Source organism: Pantoea sp. RCC30.1 (assembly GCF_058148845.1).
Genome location: NZ_JBXUHX010000006.1, coordinates 96285 through 121038 on the forward strand (window position 1 = coordinate 96285; position 24754 = coordinate 121038).

At 55.4% G+C, this 24754-nt stretch carries 23 protein-coding genes; 10 read left to right on the forward strand and 13 right to left on the reverse strand.

The genetic code is table 11. The annotated features are described in order from the left end of the window. Nucleotides 1-33: 33 nt before the first annotated feature. Nucleotides 34-798, reverse strand: coding sequence for a pyruvate dehydrogenase complex transcriptional repressor PdhR (pdhR, locus tag AC2LB6_RS07725; protein WP_090964305.1), 765 nt, complete (start codon nt 796-798; stop codon nt 34-36). 515 nt (nt 799-1313) lie between these two features. On the opposite strand from pdhR, the gene aroP reads away from it, so the two are divergent. From aroP to AC2LB6_RS07740, 3 genes are all read left to right on the forward strand, one after another. Then, the gene (gene aroP / locus AC2LB6_RS07730; RefSeq protein ID WP_490093062.1) at nt 1314-2669 is read left to right on the forward strand and encodes an aromatic amino acid transporter AroP; all 1356 of its coding nucleotides are present in this window, start codon (nt 1314-1316) and stop codon (nt 2667-2669) included. A 199-nt stretch (nt 2670-2868) separates the two neighbouring features. Continuing rightward, entirely contained in the window at nt 2869-4281 is a 1413-nt protein-coding gene (locus tag AC2LB6_RS07735) for a glycoside-pentoside-hexuronide (GPH):cation symporter (RefSeq protein WP_490093063.1), read from the forward strand. Then, nucleotides 4278-5237, forward strand: coding sequence for a glycoside hydrolase family 43 protein (locus AC2LB6_RS07740; protein WP_490093064.1), 960 nt, complete (start codon nt 4278-4280; stop codon nt 5235-5237). Before AC2LB6_RS07735 ends, AC2LB6_RS07740 begins: the two co-directional genes overlap by 4 nt. Here the strand turns inward: AC2LB6_RS07740 and ampE are convergent. Together ampE and ampD are read right to left on the reverse strand one after the other, a co-directional pair. Further along, on the reverse strand, nt 5219-6073 hold the full coding sequence (gene ampE / locus AC2LB6_RS07745) for a beta-lactamase regulator AmpE (RefSeq protein ID WP_490093065.1): 855 nt from the start codon (nt 6071-6073) through the stop codon (nt 5219-5221). The genes AC2LB6_RS07740 and ampE overlap by 19 nt on opposite strands. A 16-nt stretch (nt 6074-6089) precedes the next feature. After that, nucleotides 6090-6641, reverse strand: coding sequence for a 1,6-anhydro-N-acetylmuramyl-L-alanine amidase AmpD (ampD, locus tag AC2LB6_RS07750; protein ID WP_136196549.1), 552 nt, complete (start codon nt 6639-6641; stop codon nt 6090-6092). Between the two features lie 197 nt (nt 6642-6838). Here ampD and nadC point away from each other — a divergent pair, with 197 nt between their 5' ends. The 4 genes from nadC (at nt 6839) to hofC (ending at nt 10931) form a co-directional block, all read left to right on the forward strand. Then, nucleotides 6839-7735: a carboxylating nicotinate-nucleotide diphosphorylase gene (nadC, locus tag AC2LB6_RS07755; protein WP_490093066.1), complete on the forward strand. Its 897-nt coding sequence runs from the start codon at nt 6839-6841 to the stop codon at nt 7733-7735. 176 nt (nt 7736-7911) lie between these two features. Beyond that, complete coding sequence (gene ppdD, locus AC2LB6_RS07760; protein ID WP_490093132.1) at nt 7912-8367, forward strand: prepilin peptidase-dependent pilin; 456 nt, start codon at nt 7912-7914, stop codon at nt 8365-8367. Beyond that, nucleotides 8354-9739 carry a type II secretion system protein GspE gene (gene gspE / locus AC2LB6_RS07765; protein WP_490093067.1) on the forward strand — a complete coding sequence of 462 codons (1386 nt, stop codon included), beginning with the start codon at nt 8354-8356 and terminating at the stop codon, nt 9737-9739. The genes ppdD and gspE overlap by 14 nt, the downstream gene beginning before the upstream one ends. After that, on the forward strand, nt 9732-10931 hold the full coding sequence (gene hofC / locus AC2LB6_RS07770; RefSeq protein ID WP_490093068.1) for a protein transport protein HofC: 1200 nt from the start codon (nt 9732-9734) through the stop codon (nt 10929-10931). Before gspE ends, hofC begins: the two co-directional genes overlap by 8 nt. Before the next feature lie 25 nt (nt 10932-10956). On the opposite strand, the gene AC2LB6_RS07775 is transcribed toward hofC, so the two are convergent. Further along, the gene (locus AC2LB6_RS07775; RefSeq protein ID WP_490093069.1) at nt 10957-11997 is read right to left on the reverse strand and encodes a GMP reductase; all 1041 of its coding nucleotides are present in this window, start codon (nt 11995-11997) and stop codon (nt 10957-10959) included. A 233-nt stretch (nt 11998-12230) separates the two neighbouring features. Between AC2LB6_RS07775 and coaE the strand changes: the two genes are divergently transcribed. Genes coaE through yacG form a run of 3 tightly spaced genes read left to right on the forward strand, consistent with a single transcriptional unit; the run spans nt 12231 to nt 13793 of the window. Then, complete coding sequence (coaE, locus tag AC2LB6_RS07780; RefSeq protein WP_490093070.1) at nt 12231-12839, forward strand: dephospho-CoA kinase; 609 nt, start codon at nt 12231-12233, stop codon at nt 12837-12839. A 4-nt stretch (nt 12840-12843) separates the two neighbouring features. After that, nucleotides 12844-13587: a cell division protein ZapD gene (gene zapD / locus AC2LB6_RS07785; protein ID WP_490093071.1), complete on the forward strand. Its 744-nt coding sequence runs from the start codon at nt 12844-12846 to the stop codon at nt 13585-13587. Nucleotides 13588-13595: 8 nt separating this feature from the next. Further along, the gene (yacG, locus tag AC2LB6_RS07790) at nt 13596-13793 is read left to right on the forward strand and encodes a DNA gyrase inhibitor YacG (RefSeq protein ID WP_136196541.1); all 198 of its coding nucleotides are present in this window, start codon (nt 13596-13598) and stop codon (nt 13791-13793) included. A 30-nt stretch (nt 13794-13823) separates the two neighbouring features. Here yacG and mutT read toward each other — a convergent pair whose 3' ends face one another. The 9 genes from mutT to murC form a co-directional block, all read right to left on the reverse strand. After that, a complete protein-coding gene (gene mutT, locus AC2LB6_RS07795; protein ID WP_490093072.1) occupies nt 13824-14219 on the reverse strand; it encodes an 8-oxo-dGTP diphosphatase MutT in 396 nt (131 codons plus the stop codon). Between the two features lie 154 nt (nt 14220-14373). After that, the gene (gene secA / locus AC2LB6_RS07800; RefSeq protein ID WP_136196539.1) at nt 14374-17079 is read right to left on the reverse strand and encodes a preprotein translocase subunit SecA; all 2706 of its coding nucleotides are present in this window, start codon (nt 17077-17079) and stop codon (nt 14374-14376) included. A gap of 74 nt (nt 17080-17153) precedes the next feature. Next, nucleotides 17154-17660, reverse strand: a complete 507-nt coding sequence (secM, locus tag AC2LB6_RS07805; protein WP_490093073.1) for a secA translation cis-regulator SecM — start codon at nt 17658-17660, stop codon at nt 17154-17156. Nucleotides 17661-17961: 301 nt separating this feature from the next. Beyond that, nucleotides 17962-18879: a UDP-3-O-acyl-N-acetylglucosamine deacetylase gene (gene lpxC, locus AC2LB6_RS07810; RefSeq protein WP_013356769.1), complete on the reverse strand. Its 918-nt coding sequence runs from the start codon at nt 18877-18879 to the stop codon at nt 17962-17964. Nucleotides 18880-18980: 101 nt separating this feature from the next. Beyond that, nucleotides 18981-20135 carry a cell division protein FtsZ gene (gene ftsZ / locus AC2LB6_RS07815; protein ID WP_090964266.1) on the reverse strand — a complete coding sequence of 385 codons (1155 nt, stop codon included), beginning with the start codon at nt 20133-20135 and terminating at the stop codon, nt 18981-18983. 71 nt (nt 20136-20206) lie between these two features. Next, nucleotides 20207-21463: a cell division protein FtsA gene (gene ftsA / locus AC2LB6_RS07820; RefSeq protein ID WP_003854739.1), complete on the reverse strand. Its 1257-nt coding sequence runs from the start codon at nt 21461-21463 to the stop codon at nt 20207-20209. Continuing rightward, a complete protein-coding gene (gene ftsQ, locus AC2LB6_RS07825; protein ID WP_003854740.1) occupies nt 21460-22299 on the reverse strand; it encodes a cell division protein FtsQ in 840 nt (279 codons plus the stop codon). Before ftsQ ends, ftsA begins: the two co-directional genes overlap by 4 nt. Nucleotide 22300: 1 nt before the next feature. After that, nucleotides 22301-23221 (reverse strand): D-alanine--D-alanine ligase, encoded by a 921-nt coding sequence (locus AC2LB6_RS07830; RefSeq protein WP_490093074.1) that lies wholly within the window; start codon nt 23219-23221, stop codon nt 22301-22303. After that, the gene (murC, locus tag AC2LB6_RS07835) at nt 23211-24689 is read right to left on the reverse strand and encodes a UDP-N-acetylmuramate--L-alanine ligase (RefSeq protein WP_490093075.1); all 1479 of its coding nucleotides are present in this window, start codon (nt 24687-24689) and stop codon (nt 23211-23213) included. The genes AC2LB6_RS07830 and murC overlap by 11 nt, the downstream gene beginning before the upstream one ends. Nucleotides 24690-24754: the final 65 nt, after the last annotated feature.

Consider the following 24754-nt stretch of genomic DNA (forward strand, 5'->3'; position numbering starts at 1 on the left):
CTCGTCTGATGTCAGTACGATCTTTGTCGCACGTTATTCCTTACGTTGCTGTAAACGACGCAGGGAGCGTTCTCGACGGCTCTGCTCCCGACTTCTGTCCAGCAAGATTTCCTCTATGAACGCCAGGTGACGGTGTGAAGCCTCGCGCGCTTTTTCTGGCTCACGGGCCACAATCGCCTCAAAGATTCTGGCGCGGTGACCGCTCACTTTTGCCAGCATTTCCCGGCGCGAGTAGAGCAATTCGAAATTCTGACGGACGTTTTGTTCCAGCATAGGGCCCATTGAGCGTAGCAAATGTAAAAGCACTACATTATGGGCCGCTTCTGTGACAGCGATCTGATACTGCATCACTGCGTCCGCTTCGGCGTCTAAATCGCCGCTGTCCTGCGCCTGCTGGATATTCACATGGCAGTCGCGAATGCGCAGCAGATCTTCCTCTGTGCCGCGCAGTGCCGCGTAATAGGCGGCGATGCCTTCTAAGGCATGACGCGTTTCCAGCAGATCAAATTGTGATTCCGGATGGCCGGCGAGCAGCTCAACGAGTGGATCGCTTAAGCTTTGCCAGAGATTCTCCTGCACGAACGTTCCGCCACCCTGTCGGCGCAGCAATAATCCTTTCGCTTCTAAGCGCTGGATCGCTTCGCGGAGAGACGGACGTGAGACATCGAATTGTTTGGCGAGTTCGCGCTCAGGCAGCAGCTTCTCTCCCGGACGCAACGTCCCTTCCATAATCAGGGATTCGAGCTGTTGCTCGATAGCGTCGGAGAGCTTAGGTTGGCGAATCTTACTGTAAGCCATCATCCCTTCTTATTAAGCCTGTCGTCCGGAGTAAATTGGTAATACCAATTGCAAAGAGTTGCCGGTAAAGTAACAAAGTATTCACCTTGTGTCTATATGGTGTCTGCGACATTCACCTGCCCCCAAAGCCCCTGCTGGCGCTAACTTGCGGTTAAAAAAATGAAAAATTCGCGTTACCGCAAATGTTAAATAATTTCACTTTTACCAAACCTTACACCCGCTTAGCGCGCTAGCGCAGCGGCAGGCATAAGTGAAAGCTATTCGTCATTAACGGAATTTCATGGCAGAAGTTGCTGTGGGCAGACGTGACCCGGGCGGCGTTTTTTCAGTCAACTCTCAGCACGAAAGGCGAAAGCAGGTGCAAAGCGATTCGCTTATCACTATTCTTGTCGCCAGGGTAGCAAATGGCCGCATTCAGCACGCCAGATACCGTAAAATAATCAATACGTTATTGTAACTCCTTCATTACAGCGGATTGCGCTGCGAACGAAGAATAAAAACATCACGAGGTTTGTATGGAACAACAGCAAGGCGAAGCGCTGAAACGTGGTCTCAAGAACCGCCATATTCAGCTCATCGCGCTGGGTGGTGCAGTGGGAACCGGCCTGTTTCTGGGCAGTGCATCGGTCATTGAATCCGCCGGACCGGCCGTCATTCTGGGTTATGCGATTGCCGGTTTTATTGCCTTTTTGATCATGCGCCAGCTGGGCGAGATGGTGGTGGAAGAACCGGTTGCCGGCAGCTTCAGCCACTTTGCCTATAAATACTGGGGCAACTTTGCAGGCTTCGCCTCGGGCTGGAACTACTGGGTGCTCTATGTGCTGGTTGCCATGGCGGAACTCACTGCCGTCGGCAAATATGTCCAGTTCTGGTGGCCAGACTTCCCGACCTGGGCTTCAGCCGCCATCTTCTTCGTGATGATCAACGCCATCAACCTGACCAACGTAAAAGTGTTCGGTGAGATGGAGTTCTGGTTCGCCATCATTAAAGTGGTGGCAGTGATTGGCATGATCCTGTTCGGCGGCTGGCTGCTGTTCAGCGGTCACGCCGGTCCGCAGGCGACGGTGCGCAATCTGTGGGAACAGGGCGGCTTCTTCCCGCATGGCATCGGCGGTCTGGTCACCGTCATGGCGATTATCATGTTCTCATTTGGGGGTCTGGAGCTGGTGGGAATCACCGCCGCTGAAGCAGATAACCCGGAAGTGAGTATTCCAAAAGCGACCAACCAGGTGCTGTGGCGTATCCTGATTTTCTACATTGGTTCGCTGGCAGTCCTGCTGTCACTGATGCCGTGGACCCGCGTCACCGCAGAAGTCAGCCCGTTTGTCTTTATCTTCCACGAACTGGGTGATGCCATGGTGGCGAATGCGCTGAACGTGGTGATACTGACAGCGGCCTTGTCGGTCTATAACAGCTGCGTTTACTGCAACAGCCGCATGCTGTTTGGTCTGGCACAGCAGGGCAATGCGCCGAAAGCGCTGCTGAAAGTCGATCGTCGCGGTGTTCCGGTGTTAACAATTCTGGTCTCGGCTGTCGCCACTGCGCTGTGCGTACTGATCAACTACCTGATGCCGGGTGAAGCGTTTGGCCTGCTGATGTCGCTGGTGGTCTCCGCCCTGGTAATCAACTGGGCGATGATCAGCCTGGCACACCTCAAATTCCGCCGTAAGAAAGATCAGCAGGGCGTTACAACCCGCTTTAAAGCGCTGCTCTATCCGGCAGGTAACTGGATTTGCCTGATCTTCCTGGCAGGGATTCTGGTGCTGATGGCGACCACGCCGGGCATGGCTATCTCCGTCTGGCTGATCCCGGTCTGGCTGGTGATTCTGGGTATTGGTTACTTTATTAAGAACCAGACGCAGAAAGCCTGATGCATTGCCACGTGCTGCGGCCTCCCGTGGGGGTTGCAGCACGTACCCCGCGCCAGCCTGCACGCCTTATCTGCCCCGATCCAGTTCACACTTCTCTCCCCGCACCTGTTTTGTCCATCTTCATAACGAATTACTCCCGTTCATCTGGCTGATTTAGTGACAATAATTCCTGTTCACACTGGATGCGCAGGAGAAAACCATGAAAGGTACAGCCCTCCCGTTTCGGGAAAAATTGGGATATGGCATGGGTGATGCCGGATGCAACATGATTGGCGGTGCCATCATGCTGTTCCTTAACTACTTCTATACCGATGTTTTCGGACTGGCCCCGGCGCTGGTAGGAACGCTGTTGCTTTCCGTCAGAGTACTGGATGCGGTCACCGATCCGATTATGGGCGCCATCGCCGATCGCACCCAGAGTCGCTGGGGCCGTTTTCGTCCGTGGCTGCTGTGGGTTTCCGTTCCGTATGTCGTCTTCAGCGTACTGATGTTCACCACGCCTGACTGGACCTACCACAACAAGGTGATCTGGGCGTTCGTCACCTACTTCCTGATGTCGCTGACGTATACCGCGATTAACATTCCTTATTGCTCGCTGGGCGGCGTGATTACCAACGACCCCGGTGAGCGCGTCTCCTGCCAGTCATACCGTTTTGTCATGGTCGGCATCGCCACGCTGATACTTTCTCTGTCGCTGCTGCCGATGGCAGAGTGGTTTGGTGGTGAAGATAAAGCACGCGGTTACCAGATGGCGATGGCGGTTCTGGCCACGATTGGCCTGGCGATGTTTCTGTTCTGCTTTGCCACGGTACGGGAACGTATCCGCCCTGCTGTACCGAGCAATGATGACCTGAAAAAAGATCTGCGTGACGTCTGGAAGAATGACCAGTGGGTGCGCATTCTGCTGCTGACCTTCTGTAACGTCTGTCCTGGCTTCATCCGCATGGCGGCCACCATGTATTACGTGACCTGGGTCATGGGTCAGTCCACGCACTTCGCCACGCTGTTTATCAGCCTGGGGGTGATTGGCATGATGGTCGGCAGTACGCTGGCGAAACTGCTCACCGATCGCTGGTGCAAACTCAAAGTCTTCTTCTGGACCAATATCGCGCTGGCACTTTTCTCCAGCGGCTTTTACTGGATCGATCCTCACGCCACCGTGATGGTGGTGGTCGCCTACTTTGTACTGAATATCCTGCATCAGATCCCCTCTCCCCTGCACTGGTCGCTGATGGCGGATGTGGATGACTACGGCGAGTGGAAAACCGGCAAGCGCATCACGGGCATCAGCTTCTCCGGCAACCTGTTCTTCCTCAAGGTGGGACTGGCGGTCGCCGGTGCAATGGTCGGCTTTCTGCTGTCGATCTATGGCTACAATGCGGGCGCTAAACAGCAGTCCCCTGAGGCCATTAACGGCATCATGCTGCTCTTCACCATTATTCCGGGCGTCGGCTATCTGATTACCGCCGGTGTGGTGCGACTGATGAAGGTCGACCGCAAAATGATGATTACCATTCAGCAGGATCTCGCGCTGCGCCGCGAAAACTTCCATGAGTTACACACTGTTCGCCTGCGCGACAGTGCTGCTACGCCAACCGGAGATGTTAAATGACCGCAATCTTGCCGAATCCTTTTATCGAGCAGCGCGCCGACCCCTTTATCCTGCGCCATGAACAGCACTACTACTTTGTAGCCTCGGTGCCCGAGTATGACCGGCTGGAGATCCGCCGCGCCACAACGCTGACTGGTCTGCGCAGCGCGGAACCCGTCGTGGTCTGGCGCAAGCCTGAGAGCGGCCCCTGCAGCGAGTTAATCTGGGCACCCGAATTGCACTACATTGACGGCCAGTGGGTTATCTATTTCGCGGCAGCGCCGACGCGGGAGATCAAAGAGGGACTGTTTCAGCACCGGATGTATGCGCTGGTATGTGAGGCGGCAGATCCGTTGCAGGGCGAATGGCAGCCCTGCCGCCGGGTCTTCAGCCAGTTCGACAGCTTCTCCCTGGATGCCACCCACTTCGTGCATCAGGGCAAAAACTGGTATCTCTGGGCGCAGAAAGATCCATTGATTCCCGGCAACTCAAATCTCTACCTGGCTGAGCTGCTGAATCCCTGGACGCTGAAAGGTACGCCGGTGATGCTGAGCCGGCCAGAATATGAGTGGGAGTGCGCAGGGTTTAGCGTGAACGAAGGTCCGGCGGTCATCCGTCACGGCGATCGGCTGTTTGTAACCTACTCCGCCAGTGCAACCGATGAGAATTACTGTCTGGGGATACTGTCGATTGCCGCTGATGCTGATCCGCTTGATACCGCTGCCTGGCAAAAGTCTGCCCGGCCGGTCTTTGTATCCAGCTGGGACAACCATCAGTATGGGCCGGGTCATAACAGCTTTACTCAGGATGAGGCGGGACGCGACGTCCTGGTTTATCACGCGCGTAACTACACTGAAATTGAGGGCGATCCTTTATGGGATCCGAACCGCCACACCCGACTGAAATATTTCAGCTGGCGGGAAGATGGCACGCCCGATTTCGGCGTGCCGCCTGCTGATTACACTAACGTGCCGTAAATCGTCAGCAACGCAACGGCAACCACCAGCACCAGTGAAGTCCGTTTCGCTAACGCCACGGCAACTCGTGGCGTTTCTACTTTATCAGTGTGCGGATCGCGCGACAGGGAGAACTGTGCCAGCGTCGTCAGCACCTGATACTGAGAACGGTGACGATCGGTCAGCGAAGCAAACCATGCGGGCAGCGCTTTTTCGCCGTGGCCCAGCAGCGCATAAGCCACACCCGCCAGCCGCACCGGGATCCAGTCGAGAAGATGCAGAATCGCATCCACGCCAGACTGCGAACGCGCCATCGGGGTACCGTGTTTTGCCAGCCAGCCTTGCCAGGCACGCAGAAACGCGTAACCCACCAGCAGCACCGGTCCCCACGGACCACCCACCACCAGCCAGAACATCGGCGCAAGATAGAAGCGGAAGTTTATCCACACCAGCGCATTCTGCAGTTCACGCAGGAACTCGCGCTCGCTGCATTCTACCGGCACGCCATGAATCAGCGTCAGCTCAGCCGCCATCGCCTGATGCGCAGCGTCGTCGTCATGACTGGCCGCTTTCAGGTAGCTATGATAGTGCTTGCGCACTGAACCGGCACCGATACAGAGCAGTCCGGCAACGATCCAGAACAGGAGTTGTAGCACACCAAACAGCAGGCCTTTCAGACTCCATACCACCAGCGCGGTCAGCGCCATCGCCAGCACAGCCATCAGCAGGGTGCGTATCATGGAGAAATGCCGGCGATGGCGGAAGATCGGCTCCAGCCGGTGTTCGAGCTGCCAGTGCTCGCCCAGTTTAAACAGGCGCTCCCAGCCTAAAACCAACAACAAGGTAAACAACGTCATACTGACTCCGCAAAAATCAGGATTTTTGCTGCGTTAACAGCTGTTTGTAGTAGTCCCAGTCAAAAGCAGGTCCGGGATCGGTTTTACGTACCGGTGCGATGTCGCTGTGCCCCGTGATACGTGAAGGCGTTACCGGATAGTGTTGCAGCAGCAACCGTGTTACCTGCTGCAGGGCCCGATATTGCGCCTCGCTATATGGCTCGCTGTCTGTCCCTTCCAGCTCAATGCCGATGGAAAAGTCGTTACAGTTTTCACGCCCTTCGAACTGCGAAACGCCCGCATGCCAGGCGCGTTTATCAAAGGGGACATACTGTACGATCTCCCCGTCACGACGAATCAGGCAGTGTGCCGCCACTTTCAGAGCGGCGATATCCGCAAAATAGGGATGAGCATCCGGCGGTAGGGTGCCGGTGAACAGTTTGTCGATCCACGGCCCGCCAAATTCACCGGGTGGCAGGCTGATATTGTGAATCACCAGCAGTGAGGGCGCCTCATTATCAGGCCGCTCATTGCAATGCGTTGACGGCACATGACGCACACCGGTCAGCCAGCCCTGTTTGATTTTCATACCGGTTTTCCTTGTTTCACCAGGCTGAGAATAGCATGAATAATAAAGGATTCTTGCCTCTTAGTGTGTCGGTCGGGTGACATTAAATCGCCGACTGTTAAGGATACTAAACAAAATACACTCTGTTGCTGGAACCTGATGCCGGTTCAGGCTATTGTGACCGCCTCTGTCATTTCCGTTTCTGGAGTAAAACACCTATGCCATCTCGTGGTTATGATGCCGACAGCCGCCGTCAGGCACTGATTAAACGCATTGAAAGTGACATCCCGGATGCCGTTGCGCTGGCGTTAAAAGAGGATCTTGGTGGTGAGATTGATGCTGACCGCGATATTACCGCGCAGCTGTTACCCGCCGAGACCCAGGCCCATGCGCAGGTCATCACCCGTGAAGCCGGTGTTTTCTGTGGTAAACGCTGGGTAGAAGAGGTCTTCATTCAACTCGGCTCACACGTAACTCTGAACTGGCATGTCGAAGATGGTGATCAGATCGATGCTGACCAGTTGCTGTTTGAAATCAGTGGCCCTGCTCGCCTGCTGCTGACCGCCGAACGTACGGCACTTAATTTTGTGCAGACGCTCTCGGGTGTTGCCACTGAAGTCAGCCGCTATGTCGCGCTACTGGCGGGAAGTCAGACACAACTGCTGGACACGCGCAAAACCCTGCCCGGACTCCGGACTGCACTGAAACATGCCGTGCTGTGTGGCGGCGGCAGCAATCATCGGCTGGGCCTCTCTGACGCTTATCTGATCAAAGAGAACCATATTATTGCCAGCGGATCGATTGCTCAGGCGGTGGAAAGAGCGCAATGGCTGCAGCCCGATGTGCCGGTTGAAGTTGAGGTGGAATCGCTGGAGGAGTTGCGTCAGGCGCTGGAGGCTGAAGCCGACATCGTGATGCTGGATAACTTCAGCCTGGAAGCGATGCGTGAAGCTGTCGAACTCAACCAGGGAAGGATCCTTCTGGAGGTTTCCGGCAACGTGACCGAAACCACCCTGCCACAGATCGCCCTTACCGGCGTGGACTATGTGTCGGTTGGCGCGCTGACTAAGCATGTGCGGGCGCTGGACCTCTCGATGCGTTTCAAACAAAAGTAGCCTGCCTCGCCCTAACCTGACACGGCGATTTTGCGATCCCGCTTCCGGCGCAGTTTCGACTGCGCTGCAATGCTGAAATTTCTTCACATCACGGTTTCCAGTCTGCTGATCTCTGGCTGTCTTTCATTGCCCCCCTATTTTTAACCTGTCGCCTTCTTAAATCAGGAGACGATATGATGAATTATCAACGTGGATTTACGCTGGTTGAACTGATGATTGTGGTGGGGATTGTGGCGATCTTAAGTGCCATTGGCCTGCCCGCTTATCAAAATTATCTGCAGCGCGCGGCCCTCACCGACATGCTGCAAACGATGGTGCCCTACAAAACCGCGGTAGAGCTTTGCGCCATGGAGCGTGGTGGCCCGACCCAGTGTCAGGCCGGAGAGGCGGGTATTCCGTCGGCCAGAGGATCGCGCTATGTCTCAGCACTAAGCGTGACCAATGGGGTAATTACGCTGGCCGGCCAGGAAAGCCTAAATGGCCTGAGTGTTGAAATGCTGCCGATCTGGGACAGCACCGATGGCGGCATCAGCTGGCAACGCAGCTGCACCAGCAACAACAACAGCCTGCGCGACAATTGCCTGGAGCAGTTCCGCTTTGCGGATAAAGGAGCCAGCGATGAACAAGCCTGATGAGGCGATCGCGGCATTGTGTCAGCGCTATCGCGCCATGGTGTTGCACCACGACGCCAGCCAGCTGCGTGTTGCTGTCGCGGAGAGTGTGCCGCCAGGACTGGCTGAGGCACTCCATTTTGCCAGCCAGTGTCAGATAGAGATCGAATGCTGGCCGCAGGCCCGGCTCGACCAGTTTCAACACGCTGACGCACCGCTGGTGGCGCGCGAAGAAGCACCCGCAGAGTCAGCGATTGAAGCGACACAGCTGATTCTGCGTCAGGCACTGGAGCGGCGCGCTTCCGATGTGCATATCGAACCCTGTCGGGATAGCCTGCGGGTGCGACTGCGCATCGACGGCGTACTGCATCCCCTCTCCTCACTGCCTTCCACTCAGCCAGCGGCGCTGCTGGCAAGACTGAAGATCCTCGGGGGGCTGGATATCGCCGAACGCCGCTTACCGCAGGATGGTCAGTTCAGCATGGAGATCGCCGGTAAACCCGCCTCGTTTCGCCTGGCGACCTTACCTGTTTACGGCGGAGAGAAAGCGGTGGTCCGGCTGCTGCAGAGTGAAAGCGCAGCGCTGTCACTGGATAAGCTCGGCTTACCCGCGGCGCAGCTGCGTCTGTTCTGTGCCGCACTGGCCCAGCCGCAGGGACTGATTCTGGTGACCGGCCCCACCGGCAGCGGCAAGACTTTTACGCTCTATAGCGGACTCAGCGCCCTGAATAAGCCGGAAAAAAACCTGTGCAGCGTTGAAGATCCGATTGAGATCCCGCTGCCCGGCATTAACCAGACGCAGATCCATAGCAAAAACGGTCTCGATTTTAACCGCGTGTTGCGGGCGTTATTGAGGCAGGATCCGGACGTGATCATGGTGGGCGAGATCCGCGATGCCGAAACGGCGGAAATTGCGGTGAAAGCGGCGCAGACCGGGCACCTCGTACTGTCGACGCTGCACACCAACTCCACCGCAGAGACGCTGACCCGGCTGCGGCAGATGGGAATTCCGGGTTATCTGCTGGGACCAGCGCTGAAACTGATCGTTGCTCAGCGCCTGGTTCGACGCCTCTGCACCCATTGCCGTCAGCCCGCCCAGGCGGTGGCGCACTATCCTGCAGAACTCTGGCCCGGCACCCTGCAAACCTGGCGGGCGCCCGGCTGCGACCACTGCTTTTCCGGCTATTTTGGTCGGCTGGCGCTGTTTGAACTGCTGCCGATCAATGCCAGGCTGCAAAATGCGATCGCCGCCGAAATGCCGCTGGAGAATCTGCTCAGTCTGGCGAAACAGCAGGGATTGCGCACTCTTCTGGTTTCCGGCCTGGAGGCGGTAAGCCGGGGTGATACTTCGCTGGAAGAGATGCAACGGGTGATTGGGCTGGACGATGGCTAATGCAGCGCTATTCAGCTGGCAGGCGGTCGATAGTCAGGGCCAGTTATGCAGTGGTCAGCTGCTGGCTGTCGACAGGGACAACCTGCTGCTGATGCTGGCGCAGCGCGATTTTCTGCCAGTGAGCTGGAAGCGGGAAAAAGTCTGGCGTCAGGGGGACTGGAAGTGGCAACACAAAACCGATCTGATTCGCCAGCTGGCCACTCTTCTCAAAGCGGGCCTGCCGCTGGCAGAGAGTCTGGCTTTGCTGGCGGAGGGCCATCCGCATGCAGGCTGGCGCGCCCTGATGCTCGCTTTGCATCATCGGGTACTCAGCGGTGCCCCTTTTTCACAGGCATTACGTGAGTGGCCGCAGATCTTTCCGGCGCTCTATCCCGCCCTGATGGAGGTGGGTGAACTCACCGGTCAGCTGGACGTCTGTTGCAGCGAGCTAGCCCAGCAGCAAATCCGCCAGCAGCAGTTATGGCATCAGGTGGCGAAGGCACTGCGCTATCCCCTGTTCATTTTGCTGGTGGCGATGGCTGTCACCTGCGGCATGCTGCTATTCGTGCTGCCGGAGTTCGTTGCGGTTTATGACTCCTTTGACGCGCCCCTGCCCGCTTTTACGGCAACGGTAATGCAGTTATCAGCCGCGCTTCAGGAATGGGGAGGTGTGCTGGCCTTTGGTGTTTCGCTGATGCTGGTTGGCTGGCATCAGCTACGACGACGCTCTGCAGGCTGGCAACGCCGTGAGCAGGCGCTTTTCCTGCGCATCCCACTGCTTTCCGGGTTGTGGCGCGGCACGCAACTGACGCAGATCTACACCATTCTGAATCTCACGCAGCGCGCCGGGTTAACACTGTTACAGGGCCTGGCTGCCGTGGAAGTCACGCTCTCCTCATTGCTCTGGCGGGAAGCGATGGCCGGACTCCAGCAGCACATTGCTCAGGGAAGTCCTCTGCATCAGGCGCTGATCAATCACCCATTGTTCACCCCCTTGTGTGGTCAGTTAATTCGGGTCGGTGAAGAGGCGGGCGCGCTGGATTTGATGCTGGCACGTCTTGCGGAATGGCATGAAGCAGAAACGCGAGAGCGCGCTGACACGCTGGCGTCGTCGCTGGAACCGATGATGATGGTGGTGATTGGCGGCATTGTCGGCACGCTGGTGATTGCGATGTACCTGCCGGTGTTCGGGCTGGGGGATGCAATGCATTAAGGGGCGCACGCTGCGCCCCGAATGACTATCGGTTGAAAACGCGGTTTTCCTGCTCATTAACCCGGATAAAGGTCGTGCGCTTGGTCAGCTCTTTCAGGCGCTCTGCTCCGACGTAAGTACAGGCGGAACGCAGCCCACCCAGAATATCGCGCGCGGTATCAGCGACCGGCCCCCGCAATGGCAGTTTCACCGTTTTCCCTTCTGCGGCACGGTACTGCGCGACACCACCGACGTGCCGCTTCATCGCCGACTCGGAGCTCATGCCGTAAAAGAGCATAAAGCTTTCGCCATTCTCTTCGACCACCTGCCCTTCACACTCATCATGTGCCGCAAGCATGCCACCCAGCATCACGAAGTCAGCACCGCCGCCAAACGCTTTCGCAATATCGCCAGGCACTGAACAGCCGCCATCACTGACAATCTGTCCGCTTAAGCCATGCGCCGCATCGGCACACTCAATGACGGCAGAAAGTTGCGGATAGCCCACGCCGGTTTTCACACGGGTTGTGCAGACCGATCCCGGGCCGATGCCGACTTTAACGATATCCGCGCCGGAGAGGATCAGTTCCTCCACCATTTCACCTGTGACCACGTTACCGGCACAGATGGTTTTGGACGGGAAAGTTTCACGTGCCCGCTGCAGAAAATCGACAAAATGCTGAGAGTAACCGTTGGCCACGTCGATGCAGATAAACTGTAGATCGTCTGACAGCGCCATAATCGTGACCAGTTTACTCAGATCGGCCTCTGAAGTGCCGGTTGACACCATCAGATGTTTCAGGACTGAAGCAGGCACGCGCTGAATAAACGCGCGCCAGTCGTCTGCGCTGTAATGCTTGTGGACGGCAGTAAGGATATTGAAGCTGGCCAGCGCCTCGGCCATCGAAAATGTGCCGACGGTATCCATGTTGGCGGCGATGATGGGTACGCCGCTCCAGCTAAGGCCCGAATGTCTGAAGGTAAAGCTGCGTTCCAGCTCAACCTGTGAGCGACTTTGCAGCGTGGAGCGTTTGGGGCGGATTAAGACATCTTTAAAGCCCAGTTTCAGATCTTCTTCAATACGCATAAACAGTGTCCTGGTAAGTGGCAACGAATCGTAGTTCACGAAGTAAGCACAGCTCCAGTGGCGTTATGATACGCGCCTCTCGCTGCACGACAAGACTGCGAATTTCACTTTATTTACGCTACAATCCGTTAAATTTAGTTGTGCTTTATCGGTGTGATCTGACGCGCATTTTTGCGTTTTTTAGCCAGATCTTTACCCTGAACCCATGTCGTAAAAGAAGTCAGGTGAGAAACATGCCCTATATCGTCGCGCTTACAGGGGGGATCGGCAGTGGAAAAAGTACGATTGCCCAGGCATTCGCCACGTCTGGCGTGGAAATTATTGATGCTGACCTGATCGCCCGTGAAGTTGTTGAACCTGGCACGCCCGCTTTGCAGGCCATTCAGGCCCACTTCGGTGCGTCTATAGTGACAGAGCAGGGGATGCTTGATCGTAAACAGCTTCGCGACATTATTTTTCAGCAGCCGGAAGAGAAAAGCTGGCTAAACGCGCTGCTCCATCCGCTGATAAACGCCCGGACGCGACAACTGATCGCCCAGGCCACCTCACCTTATGTGCTCTGGGTGGTGCCATTACTGGTGGAAAATCAGTTACAGCACCAGGCTGATCGGGTACTGGTGGTAGATGTCGATGAGCCAACGCAGTTAGCGCGGACTCAACAGCGTGACCATCTTTCCGTCGAGCAGGCGAAACGTATTCTTGCCTCACAGGCCACGCGCCAGCAGCGCCTCGCCTGTGCCGATGACATTATTGATAACAGTGGCGAGCCCGAAGACGCCCTGCCACAGGTTGCCGAACTCCATCAGCGCTATCTCAGGCTGGCGGCAACGAAACAGGATTAATACCATGAGCACACCCGTTCTGTTTGAACACCCACTGAATGAAAAAATGCGAACCTGGCTACGGGTTGAGTTTTTGATTAATCAGTTAGATGAAACCACGCCACTGGATAAGACCGTCAATGCGCTGACCTTTTTTCGTCTGATTGGCGAGTTGCTCGATATTTTCGAGCGCGGCGATATGCGGACAGAACTGTTAAAAGAGCTGGAGCGTCAGCAGCAAAAATTACGCGCCTGGGCTGATGTCCCCGGTGTCGACATGACGCTGGTGGATGCCCTGCGCGATAAAATCAAAATTCAGTCAACGCAGTTGATGAATGCCCCGCGTATGGGCCAGCAACTCCGTGAGGATCGTCTGATTGCCCTGGTGCGCCAGCGACTGAGTATCCCTGGCGGATGCTGCAGCTTTGATTTGCCGGGCCTGCACATCTGGCTCCACCTGCCGCAGGAAACGCGCGATGCACAGGTCGAAGCCTGGATGCATACGCTGGAACCGCTGCATCATGCGCTGGCGATGGTACTGGACCTGATCCGCCAGTCCGGCGCGTTCCACATGCAGACCAGCCTTAATGGTTTTTATCAGGATAATGCCGAGGGCGCCGACCTGCTGCGACTGCAGTTGTCGCTGGAGGATGCGCTCTATCCACAGGTGTCCGGACATAAAAGCCGCTACGCCATTCGTTTTATGCCACTTGATAGTGAGCGCGGTGAAGTTCCCGACCGCCTTAACTTCCAACTGGCCTGTTGTTAGAGGTAAACATGCAGCAAGAAGTAATGACCGTTTCCTGTCCGCAGTGCGGTAAAGATGTAATCTGGGATGAGCTCAGCCCGTGGCGCCCCTTTTGCAGTAAGCGCTGTCAGCTCATCGATTTAGGTGAGTGGGCCGCAGAAGAGAAACGCATTCCCAGCAGCGATGATATGAACGACAGTGATAACTGGAGCGAGGAAGATCGCTGATAATCGGATGGGGCGCATTGCCCCATCTGCTCAGAGTTCGCCTGCGACCAGACGCGCAATCAGCTGATGATTCGCGGGCGGAAACTCCTCTGCCACCAGTGCATGCTGATCAACCCAACGCTGCGGCTGACCCTCTTTACCCCACGGCTCACCTTTCCATCCTTCAACCAGAAAGAAATGCAGCGTCACGCGCAGATCGTCATAGCTGTGGTCTGCATGACCAATCGGGCGAGCCTCGGTGACTTCAATGCCGGTCTCTTCCTGGAGTTCTCTTATCAGTCCTTGTTCGGCGCTTTCGCCCGCTTCAATCTTACCGCCAGGAAACTCCCACTTGTTCGCCATGTAAGAGGTCGCGGCGCGCTGGGTAAGGAAAATTTGTTTATTGGCATTGCGAATGATGCCAACTGCAACCTGCAGGTGCTTCATGGAGACTATCCGGTAGTAATAGGTGAATGAAGGCTGATTTTAGAGCATGCCGTCGCGGAAGTTAACCGCTTTAGCTCAGCGCTGGCGCACTTACTGCGCTGGCAGAGACCATAAAAAAAGGAGCCAGCGGCTCCTTTTTTATCAGCATTCAGTCTCAGGCGATGCGGCCATGACACTGCTTAAACTTTTTACCGGAACCACATGGGCAAGGATCGTTGCGGCCAACTTTGCGTTCGCCACTCTGCTCCGCCACAGGTTCTGATGCCAGCAGATCTTCTTCTACATGGCTCAGTTGCTGTTGCTGTGCCAGACGTTCAGCTTCTTCGCGACGTTGTTGCTCCATCGCTTCAACTTCTTCTGGCATGCGCACCTGCACTTTGCTCAGCGTACTGATCACTTCATATTTCAGTGATTCAAGCATCGCGGCAAACATGGCGAAGGATTCACGCTTGTACTCCTGCTTCGGATCTTTCTGCGCATAGCCGCGCAGATGGATACCCTGACGCAGATAGTCCATCGCTGCCAGATGCTCTTTCCACAATGAATCCAGCGTCTGCAGCATCACGCCTTTTTCAAAGTTGCGCATCATTTCCGCACCAACGATCTCTTCTTTCTCAGCGTAGCTTTCCATAGCATGAGTCATGATTCGCTCACGCAGCACTTCTTCATGCAGGTCAGGCTCTTTATCCAGCCACTCTGCAATCGGCAGGTTCAGATCGAAGTCAGTACGCAGACGCTCTTCCAGGCCTGGCACGTCCCACATTTCTTCCAGCGACTGTGGCGGGATGTAGGTATCGATGGTGACTTTATAGACATCATGGCGAATGCTGTTGATGGTTTCGCTCACGTCAGATACATCCAGCAGCTCATTACGCTGACTGTAGATCGCGCGACGCTGGTCGTTAGCCACATCATCATATTCCAGCAGCTGCTTACGAATATCGAAGTTACGGCTTTCAACTTTACGCTGCGCGTTGGCAATCGCTTTAGTCACCCACGGGTGCTCAATCGCTTCGCCTGGCTTCATGCCCAGTTTACGCATCATATTTGAGACGCGGTCTGAGGCGAAAATACGCATCAGCGCATCTTCCATCGACAGGTAGAAGCGTGAAGAACCGGCGTCACCCTGACGACCTGCACGACCACGCAGCTGGTTATCGATACGACGTGATTCGTGACGTTCAGTACCGACGATGTGCAAGCCACCTGACGCCAGAACCGCATCATGACGAATCTGCCAGGCCGCTTTGATCTCTTCGATTTGTGCTTCAGTTGGCTCTTCCAGTTCGGCCACTTCAGCGTGCCAGCTACCGCCCAGCATAATGTCCGTACCACGTCCGGCCATGTTGGTCGCGATAGTGACCGCACCTGGCTGGCCAGCCTGCGCCACGATGTCCGCTTCGCGGGCGTGGAATTTGGCGTTCAGGACGTTATGTTTGATACCGGCGCGGGTCAGTTCGTTAGAGACCACTTCTGATTTTTCAATCGAGATGGTCCCCACCAGCACTGGCTGACCATTGGCTGTACGCTCACGGATATCTTCAATAATCGCATCGATCTTCTCTTTCTCTGTCATGTAGACCAGGTCAGCCAGATCTTTACGCACCATCGGACGGTTAGTCGGCACGACAATGGTGTCGAGCTTGTAAATAGAGCTGAACTCGAACGCTTCGGTATCGGCGGTACCGGTCATACCGGCCAGCTTCTCGTAAATACGGAAGTAGTTCTGGAAGGTAATTGAGGCCAGCGTCTGGTTCTCGTTCTGGATCTCTACGCCTTCTTTCGCTTCAATCGCCTGATGCAGACCATCTGACCAGCGACGCCCCTGCATGGTACGGCCGGTGTGTTCATCAACAATCACCACTTCGCCATCTTTCACGATGTAATCAACATCGCGGGTAAAGAGTGCGTGCGCACGCAGCGCCGCAGTGACGTGGTGCATCAGCATGATGTTGGTCGGTGAGTAGAGTGACTCGCCCGCTTCCATGATGCCCTGGCTGACCAGCAGCTCTTCCACTTTCACCAGACCACGCTCAGACATGTGAGCCTGACGTGCTTTCTCATCGACCCAGAAGTCGCCTTCACCCTGATGGGTTTCGGTATCTTCTTTATCCTGGCGAACAAGGTGAGGGATGATCTTGTTCACTTTGGTGTAGAGATCAGAACTGTCTTCTGCAGGACCGGAGATGATCAGCGGTGTACGCGCTTCATCGATCAGGATGGAGTCGACCTCATCTACCAGCGCATAGTGCAGTTTACGCTGTACGCGCTCTTCCGGACTGAAAGCCATGTTGTCGCGCAGGTAGTCGAAGCCATATTCGTTGTTGGTGCCGTAGGTAATGTCTGCTGCGTATGCTTCACGCTTCGCCACAGCCGGCAGGCCCGACATGTTGATACCAATGCTTAAACCCAGGAACTCAAACAGTGGACGGTTGTTTTCCGCATCACGCTGTGCCAGATAGTCGTTGACGGTCACCACATGAACGCCTTTGCCAGACAGCGCATTCAGGTAGGCTGGTAGCGTTGCGGTCAGGGTTTTACCTTCACCGGTACGCATCTCAGCGATGCAGCGGTCGTTCAGCACCATGCCGCCGATCAGCTGCACGTCGAAGTGACGCATCCCGAACACACGTTTACTCGCTTCACGCACAGTAGCGAACGCTTCCGGAATCAGACTTTCCAGCGTTTCACCTTTTTTCAGGCGCTCACGGAACAGGTCGGTTTTGGCTTTCAGCTCATCGTCTGAGAGCTTCTCAAAATCGGGCTCCATCTTATTGATGACGTCTACCACTTTGCGCATACGACGCAGCGTACGATCGTTACTGCTACCAAAAACCTTGGTTAATATTTTGCTAAACATAATAAATATATTCTCAATTCAGCCGGAGCATTCCGGACTGCTAAATCTAAACAGAGTGAGTAAAACCAATACTATTAGCAGAACAATCGGGCGGGTCCGGCGCGTATGCCATGCACGCTGGCATGCCATTCAACCCATGAGCGGGTAACGGCCATAAAGAGAGGCGGTGTTGTCATCTGCTGCGGTGCGGTATGCAGCGCAGAATGGGATGTCAGTAAATTATGCAGAGAGTCGATCAGCGCCAGCTTTTGGGCCGCCAGCGGTAACTGTTGTTGCTCCGCCTGCGCCTGGGGCGCCAGCGTGAAAGAGAGGTGACGAATAACGGTGCGGATGGCGTGCTGATGCCAGTAATCCACGTTGAAGCTCGGGCGTCGGGATGCTTCCTGAAGCCGGATTAAATGATCAAAGCGTGTGGCAGGACCAAGAAAGAGACTGCTGGTCGGAGATTCAGAAGACGCGTTGAGTTCGGAGCTTTGCGCACAGGCTGGCAGGCCAAAGCTGGCCGCTACCATCCCTAACAGGAGATGGGGCCAGAAATAGCGTCTACCTAATTGTCGCCAGCGCTGAAGAATCCCGATCACAACCTTTCCATCGCGCACGCTCTGTTGCGCTCTTGTTTTCGTGTACCCGCCGCGAGCCGCAACGGATTTCGGCCTGTAAAAGCGCCACAGATAGTAACATTAATGTGGGGCATCCACACCTGGGTTTAAAGTGGCGACATGAGAAAACGCGTGTGATTGTTCAGCAATTCAGCAGAACAGACAACGCTTTGCGAGTGAGGTCGCAATCATCAGGTGTGTTATGGAAGGCAATAAAAAAACGGCTGGTGCCGCTGACCGGAGAGGGTGTCAGCATAACCAGCCGTTTCACGTTCTGGGGTAGTTAAGCCAGAACCAGATTCGGTGCTTTGAATGCCACTGGCAGTTCAGCTTCGTCTTCGAAGGTTGCCCATTCCCAGGCTTCCTGCTTAGCCAGAACCGCTTGCAGCAACTTGTTGTTCAGCGCGTGGCCTGATTTGAACGCAGTGAATGCGCCAATGATGTTGTGACCACACATAAACAAGTCGCCAATCGCGTCCAGCATTTTGTGACGGACAAACTCGTCTTCAAAACGCAGACCTTCTTCATTCAGTACGCGGAAATCATCCAGACCTATCGCACAATCTAAGCTACCGCCCAGGCACAGGCCTTTAGACTGCAGATATTCGATTTCACGCATAAAGCCAAATGTACGCGCCCGGCTGATTTGACGAACAAAGGCGTCAGCAGAGAAGTTCATCGCATAACGCTGTGAGCTGGAATCGATGGCCGGGTGTTTGAAGTCGATGGTGAAATCAAGCGAGAAGCCGTTATACGGTTTGATCTCGGCCCATTTGTCACCCTCTTCCACACGCACGGTCTGCTTAACACGCACAAATTTCTTCGCGCTGTTGAGCTGCTCGATGCCCGCATCCATCAGCAGATAGATAAACGGTGCTGCGCTGCCATCCATGATCGGGATTTCCGGCGCATCGACTTCAACAATAATGTTGTCGATACCCAGACCCGCCAGGGCGGCATTGAGGTGTTCAACCGTTGAAATACGCACGCCTTCATCATTCACCAGGCAGGTACTCAGCATGGTGTCGCGCACGTATTTTGCATCAGCCGGAAAATCTACCGGTGGATTCAAGTCGGTGCGACGATAGATGACCCCGGTATTAGCCGACGCAGGGCGTAATGTCAGTGTGACTTTTTTGCCGGTATGTAAACCGACACCAGTCGCCTGAACAATACGTTTTAATGTCCTTTGTTTGATCATCGTATTATCTCGCAATATCACCTTTCCGACCGCCAGTATACTTTACCAGCGGACAGACACTTTAGCACAAAGAGCGGAGAATCCCAATTATAGGGTTAATCCTAGTCGGCCTGCTTACGTAAAAAGGCCGGAATATCAAGATAGTCAGGCTCTTTGTTCGACTGCGCAGCCGGGTCGTTAACGACTTTGGCAGCAGGCTTCTGCTCCTGCGGCAGTGGTGACATACCGTGCTGCTGGTAGCGATGATCCATCACTGGCTGACTGGCTGGCTTGTTGGTGACCAGCGTGATTTCCGGACGCTTGTCCATGCCGATACCGGTTGCCACCACAGTGACGCGCAGTTCGTCATTCATTTCCGGATCAAGCGAAGTACCGATTACCACGGTCGCATTGTCAGAGGCGAAGGCGCGGATAGTGTTACCCACGGTCTCGAACTCATCCAGACGCAGGTCGAAGCCCGCAGTAATGTTGACCAGCACGCCACGCGCGCCTGACAGGTCGATATCTTCCAGCAGTGGGCTGGAGATTGCCATTTCAGCCGCTTCTTCCGCACGATCTTCACCGCACGCAACGCCTGAACCCATCATCGCATAGCCCATTTCGGACATGACTGTACGCACGTCAGCAAAGTCGACGTTCATCAGGCCCGGACGGGTGATCAGCTCAGCGATACCCTGGACTGCGCCTTTCAGCACGTCGTTGGCAGCACCAAATGCATCCAGCAGGGAGATACCACGGCCCAGCACTTTCAGCAGCTTGTCGTTTGGAATGGTGATCAGTGAATCGACATGCTTAGAGAGTTCAGCGATCCCCTGCTCGGCAAACGCCATGCGCTTTTTGCCTTCGAAGTTGAACGGCTTAGTGACAACCGCCACCGTCAGGATACCGAGATCCTTGGCCACTTCAGCGACCACAGGTGCTGCACCAGTACCGGTACCGCCGCCCATGCCTGCTGCGATGAAGACCATGTCTGCCCCTTCCAGCGCAGCCCGCAGTGCTTCGCGATCTTCTTCTGCAGAGTTACGGCCTACTTCCGGGTTCGCACCCGCACCCAGACCTTTGGTAATGTTATTACCGATCTGAATAGTCTGGCCAACAGCTGTTTTACGCAGCGCTTGCGCGTCGGTATTCACAGCAAAGAATTCCACACCTTCGATACGTTCGCGTACCATGTGCTCTACGGCGTTACCGCCGCCGCCACCGACGCCGATGACTTTAATCACCGCGTCGTTGGTTAATTCCATAGGTTCAAACATGATTTCTCTCCGTTATGTGCCTGTCGCCTGGAGATCACTAAAGAAAACAGCATGATCCCCTTTCACAAAAATTAAAACTCTTTTTTTAACCAACTGTTAATACGCTTGAACCAGTTACCTACTGAGACCCGTTTTTCGGTCTCTGCATCACCGTTCATGTGCGACTCTTTGCCGTAATGCAACAGTCCCACGGCAGTGGAGTAGTACGATTCCTGCGCATAGTCAGTCAGGCCGGTAATATTCAGCGGCTGTCCGATACGCACCTGCGTATGGAATACGCGTTGCGCACAGGCCGCCAGTCCTTCGATTTGCGCTGCACCACCGGTCAGGACAATGCCTGCGGCTAAGTGATGCTTTACGCCCTGCTGACGCAGTTGTTCCTGTAACTGCAGAATCTCGTCATTGACCAGATTCAAAAGTTCGGTGTAACGCGGCTCAATTACTTCCGCCAGCGTCTGACGTTGCAGGCTGCGCGGTGGACGTCCACCCACACTTGGCACTTCAACGTTCTCATCTTTGCCGACAATCGAGCCCAGCGCGCAACCATGGCGCACTTTGATTGCCTCAGCGTCCGTTGGCGGTGTACCAAACGCATAGGCGATATCGCTGGTGACCACGTTGCCTGCATAAGGAATCACCTTAGTGTGCCGTAAAGCGCCGCCGGTATATACGGCTATGTCCATTGTACCGCCACCAATATCGACAACACACACGCCCAGCTCACGTTCGTCTTCAGTCAGAACAGCAAAACTGGAGGCGAGACCGGCAAAAATCAGCTGATCCACTTTCAGCCCGCAACGCTCAACGGCTTTAACGATGTTCTTCGCCATGTCGTTGTGGCAAGTGATCAGGTGCACTTTCGCCTGCATACGCACGCCGGAAAGCCCGACCGGATTCTTAATCCCTTCCTGATAGTCGATGGCATATTCCTGAGGAATCACGTGCAGAATGCGATGCTCGTCACGTACTCTCACCGATTTGGCGGTATGTACGACGTTCTCTACATCATCCTGAGTCACTTCCTCTTCCGAAATCGGAACCATCCCGATTTCGTTCTGACAACTGATATGTTTGCCCGATAAAGCAAGGTAGACGGAGGAGATCTGGCAATCTGCCATCAGCTCAGCCTGATCGATGGCGCGCTGAACGCATTTCACCACCGACTCAAGGTCGTTTACGCCACCTTTATCCATACCACGGGAAGGACAGCTGCCCACCCCAATAATGTTGACCATACCATCGGGCAGAATTTCCCCAACCAGGGCGGCAACCTTCGCAGTGCCGATTTCGAGTCCAACTACCAGTTTTCTGTCCGTTGCCTTGATCATTGTTGTTTAGCCTGTGCCTGGTTCTGTTGCTGATTACTGTCCTGTGGCTCCATCACGACCGGTGTCCAGCCAACAGAAGCGCCAGAGTCGTATCGCAAATCCACGTAGCTGATACGTTTGCTCTCGTTCTGACCTTGCTGTTGCAGCACCGGGTAGAGCTCAATAAAGCGATTCAGTCGTTTCATGGTGTCGCTGCGTCCCAGTTCGATACGTACATCATCGCTGGTGACCAACTGCCATGAACGACGCGCCGTCATCGACGCCACCTTCAGGGTAAACTTCCGGGCTTTCAGCACATCATCCATGCTGTGATAGCCCGCCAGGACCTCTTTCTCACTCCCTTCTGGCCCATACAACATCGGCAGTGTCTCTTTGCCGACATGACTGGCAGGTACGCTAAAGGCGTTACCCTCAGCGTCCACCATATGCAAATCGTTCCAGCGCGCCACCGGCGTGTACTCCACCAGATGAATCTTTAGTTCGTCCGGCCACTGCTTACGCACGCTGACCTGCTTAATCCACGGCAGTCGCTCAATCTGCTGCTGCAGGATGTCCACGTTCTGAGACATAAAAGTCCCAGGCGGACCCAGCGACAAAATCGCCTGACGAATATCGTCGTGAGTGGTGTAGTGCGTCTGTCCTGTCACCACCAGTTTTGACAACGGCAGCCGGGATGCATCGTTCATCCACTTAAGCACCACCAGCCCGCCAGCAACCATAATCCCGATAACGATCAGCAGGAAAAAAATGCCGAACAGTCGGGCTCCGTTACTGCGCCCGGTGCGAATACGCTCCTGCGGTTCACGGTTTCGAACTCTCATCGCCGCCTGTGACATATCAGTCGGCCAGCTCCAGAATATGAGCAACCAGCTGCGGGAAGCTCATGCCCGCCTGTTTCGCTGCCATAGGAACCAGGCTATGGCTGGTCATGCCCGGCGAGGTATTGGCTTCCAGTAACTGAAAGCGCCCTTCCCCGTCGGTCATCACATCAACCCGTCCCCAGCCACGACACCCCAGAGCACGCCAGGCCGCCAGCACCAGCTGCTGCAATTCAGCTTCACGTTCAGCGCTTAAGTCGGCCGGACAGACGTACTGAGTATCGTCAGAAATGTATTTAGCTTCATAGTCATAGAACTCGCTGGCGCTCTTTATTTCAATTGAGGGCAGAATGCGATCGCCCACAATCGCGACGGTGTACTCCGCGCCGCTGAGAAACGCCTCGACCAGTACGTCATTGTCGTACTTAAACGCCATCTCCAGTGCTGCCGGCAGCGCGCTCAGATCGTTAACCCGACTGATGCCCACGCTGGAGCCTTCACAGGCTGGCTTCACAAATAATGGCAGGCCAAGCGCTGCAATCACCGCAATATTCTCTTCATCCAGCCCGGCATCAAACTGCTGACGCGTTAGCCAGACAAACTTTCCTGACGGTAAACCGCGACCCTGCCAAAGCAGTTTGGTGCGCAGCTTATCCATAGTCACCGCCGATGCCATCACGCCGCTGCCGGTGTAAGGCAGTTGCAGGAACTCCAGCACCGCCTGCATCGTGCCATCTTCACCGCCCCGGCCATGCAGTGCGATAAAGGCTTTGTTGAATCCCTGCTCTTTCAGCGTCAGCACGGAGACATCGCGGGTATCGATGCCATGCGCATCAATGCCCATTTCCCGCAATCCGGCTATCACAGCCTGACCCGAGTTGAGTGAAACCTCGCGCTCTGCCGAGGTGCCGCCCATTAATACTGCAACTTTATCCGCCATGACGATCCTCCGCTTTGCGTTCCGGCTGGAGCTTAGTGTCCGCCAGCTTGCGGGCAACCTTGCCGACGTTACCTGCACCCTGCACCAGAATCAGGTCATTGCCTGACAGCAGCGGTGCCAGCATCTCCGGCAGTTCGTCATGTTCCGGCACCAGAATCGGATCGACCTTGCCCCGGTTACGAATGGCACGGCACAGCGAACGGCTGTCAGCGCCGGGAATCGCGGTCTCACCGGCGGAGTAAACATCCAGCATCAGCAACACATCGACATGCGACAGCACGTTAGCGAAATCATCAAACAGATCGCGGGTACGGCTGTAACGGTGCGGCTGAAACACCATCACCAGTTTTTTATCCGGCCAGCCTGCGCGCGCGGCTTTAATCGTCGCGTCCACTTCGGTTGGGTGATGACCGTAATCATCCACCAGCATCGCAGTGCCCGGCTGTCCGTTTACCGGCTCGGTCGGGAATTCACCCAACAAATCAAAGCGACGTCCCGTGCCCTGGAAACTCTCCAGCGCAGCCAGGATAGCATTGTCTTCAATGCCCTCTTCAGTGGCGACGGCGACAGCGGCTGCCGCATTCAGGGCGTTGTGGCGACCCGGCGCGTTCAGCGTAATCTGCAGTGGCGCTTTGTCCTGACGAATCAGAAGGAAATGCCCCTGCGCGCCACTCTGCTCGTAATTTTCAATGCGCAGATCCGCATCGTCACTGAAACCGTACGTGGTGATATGACGGCCCACGCGTGGGATCAGGTCACGAATAACCGCATCATCCACACACATCACCGCACGACCGTAAAACGGCAGGTTGTGCAGGAAGTTAATAAACGTCTGTTTCAGGTTCTCAAAATCGCCCTGATAGGTGTCCATATGGTCAGCTTCGATGTTGGTCACAATCGCCACCATCGGCTGCAGATGCAGGAACGATGCATCGCTCTCATCCGCTTCAGCAATCAGATACCGGCTGTTACCCAGACGGGCATGGGTGCCTGCTGCTTTAACCAGTCCGCCATTAACGAAGGTCGGATCGAGACCCGCTTCCGCATAAATACTCGACACCATCGCCGTGGTCGTCGTTTTGCCATGCGTACCCGCGACGGCGATGCCGTGACGGAAACGCATCAGTTCGGCCAGCATCTCCGCACGACGGATCACCGGGATACGCTGTTCGCGTGCCGCCACCAGTTCAGGGTTATCCTGTGAAACAGCGCTGGAAACGACCACCACGCTGGCATCGGTCACGTTTTCGGGGCGATGGTTAAAATAAATGGTGGCACCCAGCGCAATCAGGTTCTGCGTCACCGGGTTAGGGGCCAGATCTGAACCACTGATATGGTAGCCTTCATTTGCTAACACTTCGGCAATACCGCCCATGCCAGCACCGCCGATGCCGACAAAATGGATGTGCCGGACGCGACGCATCTCGGGCACGATAGAACGCAGTTTTGCCAATTGTTGTGTATTCATCGCTCTCTGTTACCTGCTATTTCAGTTTGTACCCAGCCCGGGTACAGGTCAGACGCGCTGACCGG

Bases quoted from the DNA above. Each gene is read 5' to 3' on its own strand.
- pdhR (WP_090964305.1), bottom strand. From the start codon at position 798: ATGGCTTACAGTAAGATTCGCCAACCTAAGCTCTCCGACGCTATCGAG.
- aroP (WP_490093062.1), top strand. From the start codon at position 1,314: ATGGAACAACAGCAAGGCGAAGCGCTGAAACGTGGTCTCAAGAACCGC.
- AC2LB6_RS07735 (WP_490093063.1), top strand. From the start codon at position 2,869: ATGAAAGGTACAGCCCTCCCGTTTCGGGAAAAATTGGGATATGGCATG.
- AC2LB6_RS07740 (WP_490093064.1), top strand. From the start codon at position 4,278: ATGACCGCAATCTTGCCGAATCCTTTTATCGAGCAGCGCGCCGACCCC.
- ampE (WP_490093065.1), bottom strand. From the start codon at position 6,073: ATGACGTTGTTTACCTTGTTGTTGGTTTTAGGCTGGGAGCGCCTGTTT.
- ampD (WP_136196549.1), bottom strand. From the start codon at position 6,641: ATGAAAATCAAACAGGGCTGGCTGACCGGTGTGCGTCATGTGCCGTCA.
- nadC (WP_490093066.1), top strand. From the start codon at position 6,839: ATGCCATCTCGTGGTTATGATGCCGACAGCCGCCGTCAGGCACTGATT.
- ppdD (WP_490093132.1), top strand. From the start codon at position 7,912: ATGAATTATCAACGTGGATTTACGCTGGTTGAACTGATGATTGTGGTG.
- gspE (WP_490093067.1), top strand. From the start codon at position 8,354: ATGAACAAGCCTGATGAGGCGATCGCGGCATTGTGTCAGCGCTATCGC.
- hofC (WP_490093068.1), top strand. From the start codon at position 9,732: ATGGCTAATGCAGCGCTATTCAGCTGGCAGGCGGTCGATAGTCAGGGC.
- AC2LB6_RS07775 (WP_490093069.1), bottom strand. From the start codon at position 11,997: ATGCGTATTGAAGAAGATCTGAAACTGGGCTTTAAAGATGTCTTAATC.
- coaE (WP_490093070.1), top strand. From the start codon at position 12,231: ATGCCCTATATCGTCGCGCTTACAGGGGGGATCGGCAGTGGAAAAAGT.
- zapD (WP_490093071.1), top strand. From the start codon at position 12,844: ATGAGCACACCCGTTCTGTTTGAACACCCACTGAATGAAAAAATGCGA.
- yacG (WP_136196541.1), top strand. From the start codon at position 13,596: ATGCAGCAAGAAGTAATGACCGTTTCCTGTCCGCAGTGCGGTAAAGAT.
- mutT (WP_490093072.1), bottom strand. From the start codon at position 14,219: ATGAAGCACCTGCAGGTTGCAGTTGGCATCATTCGCAATGCCAATAAA.
- secA (WP_136196539.1), bottom strand. From the start codon at position 17,079: ATGTTTAGCAAAATATTAACCAAGGTTTTTGGTAGCAGTAACGATCGT.
- lpxC (WP_013356769.1), bottom strand. From the start codon at position 18,879: ATGATCAAACAAAGGACATTAAAACGTATTGTTCAGGCGACTGGTGTC.
- ftsZ (WP_090964266.1), bottom strand. From the start codon at position 20,135: ATGTTTGAACCTATGGAATTAACCAACGACGCGGTGATTAAAGTCATC.
- ftsA (WP_003854739.1), bottom strand. From the start codon at position 21,463: ATGATCAAGGCAACGGACAGAAAACTGGTAGTTGGACTCGAAATCGGC.
- ftsQ (WP_003854740.1), bottom strand. From the start codon at position 22,299: ATGTCACAGGCGGCGATGAGAGTTCGAAACCGTGAACCGCAGGAGCGT.
- AC2LB6_RS07830 (WP_490093074.1), bottom strand. From the start codon at position 23,221: ATGGCGGATAAAGTTGCAGTATTAATGGGCGGCACCTCGGCAGAGCGC.
- murC (WP_490093075.1), bottom strand. From the start codon at position 24,689: ATGAATACACAACAATTGGCAAAACTGCGTTCTATCGTGCCCGAGATG.